This window comes from Flavobacterium sp. C3NV (assembly GCF_046825355.2).
Taxonomy (GTDB): Bacteria; Bacteroidota; Bacteroidia; order Flavobacteriales; family Flavobacteriaceae; genus Flavobacterium.
Map to the genome: position 1 here is coordinate 182,261 of NZ_JBKQBJ020000007.1, position 13,264 is coordinate 195,524.

The following is a 13,264-nucleotide window of genomic DNA, read 5'->3' on the forward strand; positions in this document are numbered from 1 at the left end:
AAACCATAGAAACGGTTTCCGGAAATCAATTTTGGGATTGATCTTTAGAATTGTCTTTTGTTATTTTTTCAAGAATTTTCAAAAGGGTTTTCTTTTTTGTTTTTACTTCTTCTAAAAGTTGGTCTAAACTTTTAGAAGGTTCTTTTTTTTTCTTTGCGTTCATTCCGGCGTATTTACATCGATTGGGTAAATGTAGAATGGAGCCATCTGTTTTGGAAAAAAAGGACTATTACAAAAACACTCTCAGGCGAAAAAGGATCACCCAAAAAACACTCAAAATAACATAACGTAAACTAAAACAGGTGATTAGTTTAAATTTAAATTAAGGGATTTGTGAACTAAATGGTATTGAGATAAGTGGAAAGATTTACCTTCTCATTCGTTAAATCGAACTTTTTGCGAAGTCTTGTTCGGGCATTTTCTATAGATTTGAAAGATTGCCCTGTAATTTGTGAAATTTCTTTTGTGGTTAAATCCAAATATAAGAGCGCACATAATCTGCGGTCTTTTGGAGTAAGAGAAGGATAATCGACCGTTAGTTTATCAAAGAAAGATTTATGAACCTGCTCAAAGCTTATTTCAAATTCTTTCCAGATATCCGTATTCAGATTTTTTTCAAGACGCTTTAAGACTATATCAATAGCTTGCTGCATCTCTTTATTAACCGTTTTGAGTTTAATTTGTTTAAGATCAGTCAGGATTTCATTAATACTATCTGTACGATGTATTTCTGCCATTGCTTTTCCTATGAGTACCTTTTTCTTGGCTTCGAGGCTTTCGTTCAGGGCTTTCATATTCGATTTTAACTTCTCTTGTTCGAGTTGGTTTTTGATATTTCTGTTGCGGTATTTTATCAATAAAATAATTAAAATCAATATGCCTACAACCAGTATTAAACCAACCACAAAATACTTGAACAGCCTTTTTTGCTCAATAAGTGTTTTGATCTGGGTACGAACTTTATAATCCTGCTCAAGTTTTATTCTCTCAATATTTACAGCTTTTTCTTCGACATGTATACTATCGTTGATGGTATTGTATTTTTGAAAATAAGACACTGCATTTTTATAATCTTCCTTGCTAACATATACCTGATAAAGTATTTTGTTGAGGTTTAGACCTGAATAGGTATAAACATTTTCTTTACGTAATTCTAATGCCTTTTTTGCATTTACAATTACCTCATCGTACTTTTTTTCTTTAAGTTTATATTCAGAGAAAGATTCATAAACGAAAGCCTGACCTAAATTATCAACCTGATTGTTTAATAAAGAAAAAGCCTTGTCAAAATAAAAATCAGCATTTGTATTGTCTTTTTTTAATGCATAAGCCCTTGCTAAATTGGTACAGACATTAACCTTTAAAGCGTTGTCTTTTATGGTCTTATTTATAGAATAGGCCTTTTGATAATAATACAAAGAAGAATCTAATTTTGTATTGAGATATAAAGTACCAATATTGTTTAAAATCTTTACAAGTTTAACGGAGTCATTTTTGGATTGTTGATAGCGATAAACATTCAGGAAAAATTTTAGTGCTTTTTCTTTGTTATTTCCTACGGCATAAATAATAGCCAGATTGTTTTCTAATTTGGCTATTTCCTCAAGATTACCGTTGCTTTTATAAATATCATACGCTTTCAAATAATATTGTAAAGCAATATCTAAAACATCTTTTGATGCATACATTTTACCTGCCGTAATATAAACCTGAGCCAAAGTAACTTCAGATTCATTTGCTTTTTTTGCTTCCGTTTCGGCTAATTCGATGTATTTTAATGCCCTGTCCCAATCCGATTTTTGAAGATTTAAGGCAATTTTCCGACACAGTTCTACTTTTTTCTGATGATCGTTTATACCATTCAAACTGTCAATCATTTCTTTTGTTGACTGCGAATGAATTGTAAAAGAAAGTATAAGAAATAAAATGGAAAATAATCGTGTCATTGTGCTTTAAAAAAATATAAGGAAGAATTTCAAAATTAAACAAAATATAAAGGATCAGAATAGTCTTTAAACGATAAATTTCATTTTGTGTTGTTTTGTCTGCTTTTTTCTTTCGAATAGTATTCAATTCAACTAAAAATATAATAACGATACTAATTTTGTTTAATCTATAAGCAGTTAATGAGCTGGTTAAAAGTTCAAAAAAAAGCCTGCAGAACCAATTTGATTTTGCAGACTTAAGATTTATATGTTTTTAAATTTTTTACAACAACTTCTGAACTTCCAGCTCTGCAATAATTTGCTTTTTCATTATAGTATGAACGTAATCTTTAGCCTCAGCATAAGAGATAGCATATTTACGCGGAATATCTTGTAAATGGGTAGGGAAGCTGCTTAGTAATTTATCGTAATAAAGATCTAACTCTCTTTCGCTTGGCATTTCGAATTGTAAACGCAATTGAAATCGTCGCAACAAAGCGGTGTCAATAGTATGGTAATGATTGGTAGCGCAAATTAGCAAACTATCCGTTGGAAAATAATCAATCAACTGAATAATAGTGTTTACCAGACGTCTCATTTCGCCAACGTCCTTGTCATCGCTATCCCGGCTTTTACCAATCTGATCGAATTCGTCTAAAAATAATACGGCCTTTTCTCTAATTGCTTTATCGAATATCGTTTTTACATTTTTTGAAGTTTCACCAATTCGGGCATTGATTAACGTACTCAAATTGATGATTACAATATTTTTGTTCAAAGCAGTTGCAATGGCTTTTGCCGTTGTCGTTTTACCGCAGCCGGAATGACCGTGAAGTAATATTTTGTTATCTACTTTAAGATTGTACTTTTTTAATTCTTCAAGATATTGATGCTCTTTGATGGTTTGATTTAAGGCAGCTTTATTTTCTTCACTAAAAAGTAAATCGGCTAAAGCTATTTTTTCGGTATCGTTTACGGTAAGTTCGTATAGATTCATCTGAATTTTTATTTGGTGCAAAATTAGATTTTATTCTGCAATATTTTCATTCCATATTTCTTTTCCCAAAAAGCGGTTGCCAAAGATCGAAGTCCCAATTCTCACCAGATTTGATCCTTCGGCAATAGCCAGTTCCAGATCCTGAGACATTCCCATAGAAAGTTTTAATTCGCTTATTCCTTCTATTTTTGCCTCATAAATTCCATCCCTGATTTCTCGCAGTAATCGTAAAGAAGGCTGCATTTTTTCTTTTTCGACATCTAATAAACCAATCGTCATCAGGCCTTTTATTTTTAAAGTCTCGTATTGTTTTATTTCACGAATAAAAGAGATGACCTCATCATGCTTAAGTCCAAATTTGCTTTCTTCGAATGAAGTATTCACTTGTATAAAAACATCCAGATTTCTTCCTTCCTTTTGCAATTGTTTGTCGAGTTCCTGTGCTAGATTCAGTCGGTCCAGAGACTGTATGCATGAAACATATTTCAGTACATCTTTTATTTTGTTGGTTTGAAGATGACCAATAAAATGACGTTCTATATTTAATGATTTTAAACCAGGATCTTTATCCCGTAATTCCTGCATTTTGTTTTCGCCAATTAAGGTTTCACCAGCCTCGATCGCAATCCTGATTTTATCAGCAGGAACAGTTTTAGTCGCCAATAATAATTGTACCTCTAACGGATTTCTTCCCGAAAGTTTACAGGCAGCTTCGATTCGATCGTGAACCTCTTTTAAATTGGATAGTATCATCTCTTTCATGTGGCAAAATTAAGACTTGCCCGACCCAAAGTTGCGATCCAGTTTTTGGTATTTAAAGTAGTCCAGTTTTTACTTTGTTTTTTAAATTACAACCAGACCAGTAATGTATAATAAATGAAAAAACTGGATTATGTCGCTGCTAGATAACCAGCGTAAATTTGTTCTATTAAAAACATCAATTATTTAATAGTATATAATATGAAAGTAGCAGTATGGGATACTTATGTAACCCGAAAAGACGGAAAAATTATGCATTTTGATATTCTGGTAGACGAGAATACAAATGATGAAAATGAGATTTTTGAATTTGGTAAAAGTTATTTAAAAACCGTTTCGCAAGAAGGTCAGCCTTTAACTTCAAAAGAATGCAGGTTTTGTCATATAGATAAAGCTCCTCAAGAAGTAGAAAACCAAATTCGTGAAAATGGTTTTTCTATTATCGAAATGGAAAATTGCAATTAATTATTCTTGCAAAAATAGAATTGAAGAATTTATAGACTGAAAGTATTTTAGCTTTCAGTTTTTTTATAGGTATTCTGAAAGAGCTATAATTCCTTGTTCCATTTGTTGTTCTGTCAGCGACGCATAACCCAATCTAAATCCGGAGGCAGAATTTGTAAAACTAAAATTCTCAGGATTCATAATCTTAATGCCTTTAGCTAATAATTGCTGGCAGACAAATGCGATGTCAATTTCTGATTTTGGAACAATCCAAAAGGCCAAACCTCCTTCTGGTTTAGAGAACGTAATTTTGTCTTTGAGATGTTGCTGACAAAGACTTTCAAAATAATCTCTCTTTGCTTTATAAATCAGGTTCGTTTTTTTGAGGTGTCTTTTGATGATGCCTTCATTGATAAGATGCAATACCGCTTCTTCCATAATATTATCACCTTGCACATCGATTATTTTTCGATGTTCACCTACTTTCTCAATCCTTTCAGGAGTACTTACCAAATAACCAATACGCAACGCCGGAGCCACAATTTTACTTAAAGTGCCAATGTAAATAAAGTTTCGGGCACTTTCGTAACTCGAAATGGGTAAAATAGGACGCTGACCAAAATGAAATTCATGATCATAATCGTCTTCAATAATGGTAAAACCGTATTGATTGGATAATTCGATAAGCTTTAATCTTTTTTTAAGGCTCATTGTTACTGTAGTCGGAAACTGGTGATGTGGCGTAACATATATGGCTTTTATAGAGTTGTATTTTTTGAGGTATTCTTCGACTTCATCCAAATTCAAACCATCAGAAGTAATGCTTACCGGAAGCAAAGCTGCACCGGCATTTTCAAATGCTTTCCAAGCCGGCTGATAACCCGGATTTTCGATCATAATATAATCTCCTTTCGAGAATAAGGAATGCGCCGCAAGATACATCGCCATTTGGCTGCCGCGCGTAATGCAAATTTGATCAGGAGAAATATTCATTCCTCTTTTAAAATTAAGCATTTGGGCAATTGCTTTTCTGAACTCAGTATTCCCAAATTCATTACTGTAGCCCATAATTTGCCAACGCGATTTCCTGTTGAATATTTCTCTGTACGCACGCGCCAAATCTGTCATAGGAGCAAGGCGGCTGTCGGGCAGACCATCATCAAAAATAAGATATGGTTTTACCTCGTCCTCATTAGTATTCGCTTTTTGTTGCTGTTTTTTTTCAAGGCCAATTTCGGGTAATATATCGGCTACGAATGTTCCTTTTCGATCCATTGTAATCAGCCAGCCTTCGGCGATCAATACATCGAGGGCTTCAATTACAGTATTGCGGTTTACATGAAGTAAACCTGCCAATTGCCTGCTTCCGGGCAAGGCATTGCCACTCGATAATTTACCTGATTTTATCGCATTGATAATTGCATCGGCAATTTGCAGATAAAGTGCCGTATTCGATTTTTTGTCTAACTGAATTTCTAAAGACCAAGGTCGTAACATCTGGACTAGTTATTTATGATAAAATAGCATTATACTGATAGACCAAAGTTAAGATATTTTTGTCAAGCAAATGAAATCTGATTAATACATAAAAAGATCTGTTTTTTAATTCATTGCCTACGATTTTATTCTTCCAATATTTTTTCAGTATCAATGGCATTCTCTTCCTGATAAAGCATTTTACCTTTTATACCACTGTCTCCTAATGCACGCCCTTTTATTAACCAGGCAATCCCGAAAGCAAAAAGAGACAATGCTTCGAGAACCAAAGTCGAATATTCAAATCGCTCTAGTTTCTCTGATATTGGAACCAAAACAACAAATAAGATAATTGAATAACCACAAGTTCTGTAAATATTATTTTCGTTTAAAATGCTTTTTGGAGTTCTGGTTTCGTTTTTTTGTCCTATCGTAAAAACATTAATGGCGAGTAAAGCCATTATCAGAAATAGGATAGCAGCAAAACCATAATGAAGTCCGCCGAGCCATTCCTGATTAGAAGAAATGAGCGTGTAAATTTTGGGGTCTCTCTCCTGTTTTCCAGGAGTAGTAGGAAAAAAAGCAACGCCCAAAGCCATGATTCCGGCAATATTGGTGAGTAAATTATCGTTTTTCCAGATCGAAACATTTCCATGACCTTTATACCGAATTAAAAATAAACCAACAGCGCATAAAGTTCCGGTAAAAAACTCTCGTAAATGAGTATAATAATAATGACTGATAGAATGCTGAATATCGGTTTGAAAGTAAGAAATCAAAGAAAAACCGACTAAAAGTATCGGAAGACTTATGGCGAGATAACCAATGGCACGTCTGATTCTTCTGTAGGTGAAAACATCATAACTCTCAATTTTAATTTCATTGTTAATATCAATTTTCATGTTTGTTGATGTATTGGTTTGATAATGATAAAGTTAATGGAAAATTGTAAAGGAATTTAAAAGATAAAAAGTATGTTTTGTCGTTGCAATTTCTATGATAAAAGTATTTTTTTTCAGGAGTTAATCCTGCGCCCGAAGCTTTGTAAGCTTTTTAGAAAATAATTTTAGTCTCGCAAAGGCGCTAAGACGCAAAGTTTAAACACAATATTGCATAAAAATTATTGTAAATATTGTCAGACTGAGCGAAGTCGAAGTCCTCGTTGCGCATATTTACCTTCAGTTGTAAGAACTTTAATTTTACACAAAATAACCATAATGATTGTCATTTCGACGGAGGAGAAATCCTCGCGAGGAGCTCGACATAGATTGGATTTACGTTGAGGAGTTACTTACGGAGATTTCTCCTCCGTCGAAATGACAAGATTGGGTAAAAAAATCATTAGAAATGCTGTCAGACTGAGTGAAGTCGAAGTCCTTCTTATTAGAACCTTATTCTGAATTACTACTCAGTCAAAGGATTGTAGTTTTTATATCTTGTATAAACTTCTAAATCCTTTACAAATTCTTTTTTTAAGGTTTTGCGTTTTCCTTTTTTGTCGATGGTATAAATTTCCCTTTCATTATTGTCTAATGAAACTCCGGCAAATTCTCTTAAGCTATCTTTTTCTATTTTTAAAAACACGGTTGAACTTCCGCCGTAAACCAGCCAGGCATCTACACAATTTAAAAGTTCGTTATATTGTAAGTTAGGAAAATGATCGGAGTTTTTCATTAATACGAATTCCTTTTTTGACGGATCAAAAATGAGCAGTTTTCTTATTTCATTCGCGCCTCTTGCAGCAACCGAAGATTGAAAAGTAAGATCGTTGAATCCGTCGTTATTGAAATCTGTAAGTTCGGCATCACAATTTGTTATGCCATCTTTCAGGTATTCCAGTTTTTGTTTGATCGACCATTTGTTGTTTCGTTTTTCAAAAAGATGAATTTCAACATAAGTGCTGTCATCAGATCGAAATTGGTAGATTGTTAATTTAAATTTTCCTTTAATGCCAACCTGGGTACTATCTGTAAACGTTTCGTCTAAAACAGTTTTGGCGGTATCTGTTTTAGTTTCAGGTTTAATGACTTCTTTTTTTGCGGTCACTTTTTGAGGAAGAGACACGATTTGTTCTTTGTTCTTTTGAGAGCAGCTTACTATCAAAAATAATAAAAGGAGAACTATTGATTTTGTCATTATTGATTTACTTTCTTAGAAAACAAATTCTCTACCACCCAGGCCGGCCCAATCATCAGGAACTGAAGGTCTTTTAAGAATGATGGTTTTTTGCCTTCGATATTATGACCATAAAATTGCCCAATCCAGGCGATCACAAAAACGCCTATAGAGAAAATCCATAAAGGAACAAATTGACCGATATAATAATTTACAACCAAACATATTGCTGATAAAACAGCAATCTTAAAAGCCATAGAAACCGATAAACGAATATAAAAAATGAGTACAAAAATAAGCACTACAACAGCCCAGTTTTCGATAATAGGCGCATTTAGTTTTAAGGTATTGGCAATAAAACCACTCGGAATACTCATTAATAATCCTACTATAGAAAAGTAAATTGCAGGAACACAGATATAATGTATTGCCTTGTTTTTTGGGTTTTGATGACTTACGGCATATTCATCAAACCATTGTTGTAATGTTCTCATTGTTTTGGTTTTGAGGTTAGTTGCGTAAATCTAATCAAATTTCTTTTTCGTTGATCGATTTATGAATTTGACCTAAAAAATAATAAAAACCATTATTTGTGAATTTTTAGGAGCTAAATCCCGCTATCCGTTTCCAACGAAGTTCACTAACGCAGCAAGGATCAAACAAGAAGCTCGATAATCTTTGCCATAGCACGCGGATGACACGGATTTGCTTCGCAAAAACACGGATTTACACAAATTTTTTGTTTTGTTCGTCCTTGACGCAGGAAGAATCGCGCGAGTAGCTCGACAATCTTTGTCATAGCACGCGGATGACACGGATTTGCTTCGCAAAAACACGGATTTACACAGGTTTTTTGTTTTGTCATCCCGAGGCACGAGGGATCCCCGCAAGTAGCTCGACAATCTTGATATGCTTTGTGTTAGTTTCTTGTGGGGATCCCTCGTGCCTCGGGATGACATAAATGCGCTGGTTAACGTTCGACATTATCTTGTTATCCCTATTTTTTTGACAATTGTCAGGCTGAGCGAAGTCGAAGCCCTCGTTCTAATGGGAACGCCCTTCGACTTCGCTCAGGGTGACATTCGTGATAATGTATTAAAAATAAGTTTTTTAAATAAGGTATTGTATGACAATAAGAAGATAAGTTTTCTCATGAAAACAAGTGCCCTAGCCCTGATAGAAGTGAAAATCCTTTTGTGTCCGCCGCGGCGGACACAAAAGATTGGAACGTATAGCAGGAAACAGCTCCTAAATATTGACAGCCGAATTTGCATATTCAAAAACATTATCCCACAATTCATCGATGGTAATAAGGGCTTTGTCTAGCGGAATCACGTGCCATTTTCCGTTGGTTTCTATGCCAAGGCCAATGTTTTTTAGTTTCGATAAAGCATCTTTTACATTAAAATCAAGATCGGTGTTGAGTTTTGTCGAGAACCAGGATTCTATTTGGTTGTCGAGTTCTTCGGCGGTTAAAGGTTGGTCGCTTTGGTATAAAAAAGTATAAGCGAGAATCGTTTCTTTAAGCACTTCCTCTTCGGATGAATTTAATAGCGAATAAAAAGCGCCACTGTTGTTTCCCAGATTCTTAAAGTATAGACTGTCTGAAAGTATTTTAGAATATTTGATTTTCTTGTTTACAAAATTGCTGTATTGGCGAAATAAATACAACGACAAAACGCCAAGGGCAATTAAACCCTGATTTAGCGAGGCTTTGCTGTTGAGTAAATCGATCGTTTCGCCGGATTGATACGCTGCATACATACCAATTAAGGCCGGAATTACGGTGGTACTTAATAATGAAATTCCGCCGCCAATACCGGGAACCCAAAAGAATAATTTGTCTCTGGTAGACATTTTGGGGATGGCGTTTGGGAAAATGGTTTCGAGATCGTTTTTAGGAACACGCTTAAATATTTTTAAGGCGATTGTTCCCGGATCAATAGGCATTTTTCCTAATTTGACTTTGTTTTCGCTTAAATATTCTTTCTCGTTATAGTTAAGGTAAATCAGAACACGATCGTAATATTCGATTTCGATTTCTTTTTTCCAGAAAATGTATTTCTTTACTTTTTCTTTTGCCTGATGGTGACCACGAACGTACAATTCGTAATCTTTGAAGGCGTTAAAATCTATCGAAAGATTCAAGCCAATTAAATCAGAATCTTCAAAGGATTTGTCCAAAGTTTCCTGATCTACACGGCGATAATTGCCCTGATCTAAAACTTTTAGAAGGGTTTGTTTGAAAACAGAAAAATCACTTTTGCCTAAAAATGCCTGACGTTCTTTGAGGCTTAAATCCGGATCGAATAAGGCGTAGTTTTGCTTTAGGTTTCGGTTCAGGTTAAAGGCTTCGTAATGAAAATAGTGCTCGATGATATCAAATAATTTTTTGAAATCTTCGACCTTTTTTTGATCATCAGAGAAAGCAACGATTTGTTGTTCGAGTAAGAATTCCTTATTAAAGGGAATATAATGTTCTCGCTTCATACATTTTAGGGCTTAAATTTAGTGGTATTTCTAAAACGCAAAAGTACCATCGGAAATTTGATTTCTGAACGGATTTTGTATTAAAGTTTTATTATTTTCTTTTAAAGGCTGAATGACGGTAATGACATGGATATCACACAACAATTCCGGCAGAATTTTGCAAATAACGTACTACAGATTATCGTAAATTTGAAAGAGTTCGCTTTGAAATCAAACTCAGATTTTGAAACAGGAAATTAAAACTTTAAGCTAATAAACACCTTAATATGGAAAATATACAAACTACTAAAACTCAAAATTTTTTTAGAATACTTTTGGGAATTTTCATGATCATGGCCGCTATTGGGCATTTTACTTTTCAGCGTACCGATTTTCAGGCGCAGGTTCCTAATTGGGTTCCGCTTGATAAAGATCTTGTTGTCATACTTTCCGGAATTGTAGAAATGGCTATTGGACTTGCGGTGGTATTTATGACCAGTCACAAAGTAAAAATCGGAATTTTTCTGGCTATTTTTTATGTAATGGTTTTTCCGGGAAATATTGCTCAATATCTAAACGGAATAGATGCTCTTGGAATGAACACTGATCAGGCGCGATTGACCAGATTATTTTTTCAGCCGGTATTAATTTTATGGGCGCTATGGTCTTCCGGAGCAATTGGTTTTTTTAGAAAAGATACTAAGATGCTGAGATACTAAGTTGCTAAGGTTTTTTTAGGAAAGATACTAAGATGCTGAGTTGCTAAGGGACTAAGTTTTTTTTTAAGATACTAAGATGCTAAGAGACTAAGTTGCTAAGGTTTTTAGGAAAGGGACAGAGGAGCAAAGGCTTTTTTTAAGTTTCAGAGAGACAAAGGTTCAAAGGGATAAGTTTTTTAGAGAATAAAATTAATCGCGCAAAGGCGCTAAGACGCAAAGTTTAAACACAATCTTGTCATTTCGACGGAGGAGAAATCCTCGCAAGAAACTCTACAAAGACTAAGTTTCTAAGGTTTTATTAGAAAGTTAAAGAAGGCAAAGTTTGGAATTTGGAATTTTATCCTGAAGTTTCGGGATTGGAATTTTTTTCGGGATTGGAATTTGAAATTTTTTAATTGGAATTTCTTTTCCCAATACTATCATCATTGTAGCTCGAGCCATTTCTATTAACCTACCTTACCAAAAAAAGGATGGGAATAGAAGATAAGGTTAGACAGGTTGAAGCATTATTTGACCGTCTTGAAGTTGAAATTACTTCTTTTCAGTCAGAAACTCATTTGTATTGTAATGCAGGCTGTGGCAAATGCTGCACTACACCCAATATCGATGCTTCGCCTTTAGAATTTTTGCCTTGGGCATTTCATTTGTTTTTGAATGGCAAAGCCGAGGAAACCTTAGTACTATTGAATCAGACTTCTACTCACAATTGTTTGATATACCGTCCGCTTTCTGTTTTAGAACATAAAGGTAATTGCAGTAATTATCGGTACCGCGGGTTAATATGCCGCCTTTTTGGCTATGCCGCAAACACTGATAAATACGGAAAACTACGTCTTGCCACCTGCAAAATCATCAAAGAAGAACAGCAGGAAAACTTCATCGCAGCCGAAGAAGCTATTAACAACGGTAAATATGTCCCAATTTTTACTGATTATTATATGCGATTGAAACAGATAGACCTTAGAATGGGCGTTATTTTAGTACCCATAAACGAGGCACTCAAAATAGCAATCGAAGAAGTCTTACATTATTACGCCTACAGGCCACTTCCGAACGGACTTGGGAATATAGCTTGATTAGGGGTTCAAAGGTTCAAAGGTTCAAAGGTTGGAATTTTTTCAGTTTTGAAATTTACTAAAGTTTGGAATTTGGAATTTATTCTGAAGTTTTAAAATTTTGGAATTTACCAAAAGGTTGGAATTTGAAATTTATTCTGAAGCTTCGGGCAATGTCATTAAGTTATGCTTTTAGAAAATAAAATTATTGCAAATCAAATCCGTTTTTATTCGCGTTTTTACGAAGTAAATCTGTTTTATCCGCGTCGCAATTAGACGCTGATTTTACTGATTCGCTAAAGCGAAAACGCTGATAAAAACGGATTTTTCTAATTACTTTCTTGATTAAACGGCTAAATAATTTTATAGATTTCATCTTAACTTAATGACATTTAACTTAGGGATTGGAATTTCCTTGTTTTATTTTGAATTTTATTCTGAAGCTTCGGGCAATGTCATTAAGTTATGCTTTTAGAAAATAAAATTATTGCAAATTAAATCCGTTTTTATCCGCGTTTTTACGAAGTAAATCTGTTTTATCCGCGTCACAATTAGACGCTGATTTTACTGATTCGCTAAAGCGAAAACGCTGATAAAAACGGATTTTTCTAATTACTTTTCGTGATTAAACTGCTAAATAATTTTATAGATTTTATCTTAACTTAATGACATTTAACTTAGGGATTGGAATTTGGAATTTCTATTTTTTGGAATTTATTTAAGATCTCCCAATATCATTGCATTTACTTTTGGTGCATAATCAAAGCTTGTTTCATTTTATAATTTGAAACATAGTTTGTTTCTAAAAAATGATTTATGTCTTTTTATCCTTATAATTTTATAAGACTTTTAATACTGCTAAGATTTATAAAGAACAAGGATTTATAAAAAATAGAATGATCTATAGTAGTACTGATCGCAACGTAATGTATTAAAAACAAAGAAAAACGTAACTTTTAAGGATTCTCAAATTATTTGTCAGCTATCATTGTAGTAGCTTATACCTGTAGTTTTTTATTTTGCTTTATTGGTTTACTTAATTTAAAAAAAATCATTCTATGTCCCTCCCAAACGAATTGTACAACGCAAAATTTGCCGAATATATAGAATCGATCAAGATCATGTATTTGGTAGACGACCGATTCAAAATGATTTGTGATGATTATTGCATTAGTAAAATAAATGCCGAAAAATTCAGAAAAAAAATAGAGCGGGATTTTCAGCATCAACTCCAACACGAAAACTTATCAAAAGAGTTAGAAGATGAGATCTTGATTTACATCATGAAAAATATTTAACGAGATA

General features: G+C 33.9%; 13 protein-coding genes. 4 read left to right on the forward strand and 9 right to left on the reverse strand.

The window, feature by feature from the left end; genetic code table 11:
- Positions 1–25: 25 nt before the first annotated feature.
- The 4 genes from ACIDC4_RS12565 to ACIDC4_RS12580 form a co-directional block, all read right to left on the reverse strand.
- Positions 26–163: a hypothetical protein gene (locus tag ACIDC4_RS12565; protein WP_412042901.1), complete on the reverse strand. Its 138-nt coding sequence runs from the start codon at positions 161–163 to the stop codon at positions 26–28.
- 175 nt (positions 164–338) lie between these two features.
- Positions 339–1,946 (reverse strand): tetratricopeptide repeat protein, encoded by a 1,608-nt coding sequence (locus tag ACIDC4_RS12570; RefSeq protein ID WP_412042902.1) that lies wholly within the window; start codon positions 1,944–1,946, stop codon positions 339–341.
- Between the two features lie 262 nt (positions 1,947–2,208).
- Positions 2,209–2,922, reverse strand: coding sequence for an AAA family ATPase (locus ACIDC4_RS12575; protein WP_412042903.1), 714 nt, complete (start codon positions 2,920–2,922; stop codon positions 2,209–2,211).
- 30 nt (positions 2,923–2,952) lie between these two features.
- Entirely contained in the window at positions 2,953–3,684 is a 732-nt protein-coding gene (locus tag ACIDC4_RS12580; protein WP_412042904.1) for a YggS family pyridoxal phosphate-dependent enzyme, read from the reverse strand.
- A gap of 198 nt (positions 3,685–3,882) precedes the next feature.
- On the opposite strand from ACIDC4_RS12580, the gene ACIDC4_RS12585 reads away from it, so the two are divergent.
- Positions 3,883–4,146 carry a DUF2024 family protein gene (locus ACIDC4_RS12585; RefSeq protein WP_230035478.1) on the forward strand — a complete coding sequence of 88 codons (264 nt, stop codon included), beginning with the start codon at positions 3,883–3,885 and terminating at the stop codon, positions 4,144–4,146.
- A 63-nt stretch (positions 4,147–4,209) separates the two neighbouring features.
- Here the strand turns inward: ACIDC4_RS12585 and pdxR are convergent, their stop codons facing one another.
- The 5 genes from pdxR to ACIDC4_RS12610 all read right to left on the reverse strand — a co-directional run bounded on the left by pdxR (position 4,210) and on the right by ACIDC4_RS12610 (position 10,206).
- Positions 4,210–5,622: a MocR-like pyridoxine biosynthesis transcription factor PdxR gene (gene pdxR, locus ACIDC4_RS12590; protein WP_412042905.1), complete on the reverse strand. Its 1,413-nt coding sequence runs from the start codon at positions 5,620–5,622 to the stop codon at positions 4,210–4,212.
- Positions 5,623–5,747: 125 nt separating this feature from the next.
- Positions 5,748–6,503 carry a hypothetical protein gene (locus ACIDC4_RS12595; protein ID WP_412042906.1) on the reverse strand — a complete coding sequence of 252 codons (756 nt, stop codon included), beginning with the start codon at positions 6,501–6,503 and terminating at the stop codon, positions 5,748–5,750.
- Positions 6,504–7,005: 502 nt separating this feature from the next.
- Positions 7,006–7,737: a hypothetical protein gene (locus tag ACIDC4_RS12600; RefSeq protein WP_412042907.1), complete on the reverse strand. Its 732-nt coding sequence runs from the start codon at positions 7,735–7,737 to the stop codon at positions 7,006–7,008.
- Complete coding sequence (locus ACIDC4_RS12605; protein ID WP_412042908.1) at positions 7,737–8,210, reverse strand: Mpo1 family 2-hydroxy fatty acid dioxygenase; 474 nt, start codon at positions 8,208–8,210, stop codon at positions 7,737–7,739. The genes ACIDC4_RS12600 and ACIDC4_RS12605 overlap by 1 nt, the downstream gene beginning before the upstream one ends.
- A gap of 754 nt (positions 8,211–8,964) precedes the next feature.
- Positions 8,965–10,206: a TMEM143 family protein gene (locus ACIDC4_RS12610; RefSeq protein ID WP_412042909.1), complete on the reverse strand. Its 1,242-nt coding sequence runs from the start codon at positions 10,204–10,206 to the stop codon at positions 8,965–8,967.
- A 266-nt stretch (positions 10,207–10,472) separates the two neighbouring features.
- Here ACIDC4_RS12610 and ACIDC4_RS12615 point away from each other — a divergent pair, with 266 nt between their 5' ends.
- From ACIDC4_RS12615 to ACIDC4_RS12625, 3 genes are all read left to right on the forward strand, one after another.
- Positions 10,473–10,904: a DoxX family protein gene (locus tag ACIDC4_RS12615; protein ID WP_412042910.1), complete on the forward strand. Its 432-nt coding sequence runs from the start codon at positions 10,473–10,475 to the stop codon at positions 10,902–10,904.
- Positions 10,905–11,374: 470 nt separating this feature from the next.
- Complete coding sequence (locus ACIDC4_RS12620) at positions 11,375–11,980, forward strand: YkgJ family cysteine cluster protein (protein WP_412042911.1); 606 nt, start codon at positions 11,375–11,377, stop codon at positions 11,978–11,980.
- A gap of 1,037 nt (positions 11,981–13,017) precedes the next feature.
- A complete protein-coding gene (locus tag ACIDC4_RS12625; RefSeq protein WP_412042912.1) occupies positions 13,018–13,257 on the forward strand; it encodes a hypothetical protein in 240 nt (79 codons plus the stop codon).
- Positions 13,258–13,264 lie beyond the last annotated feature (7 nt).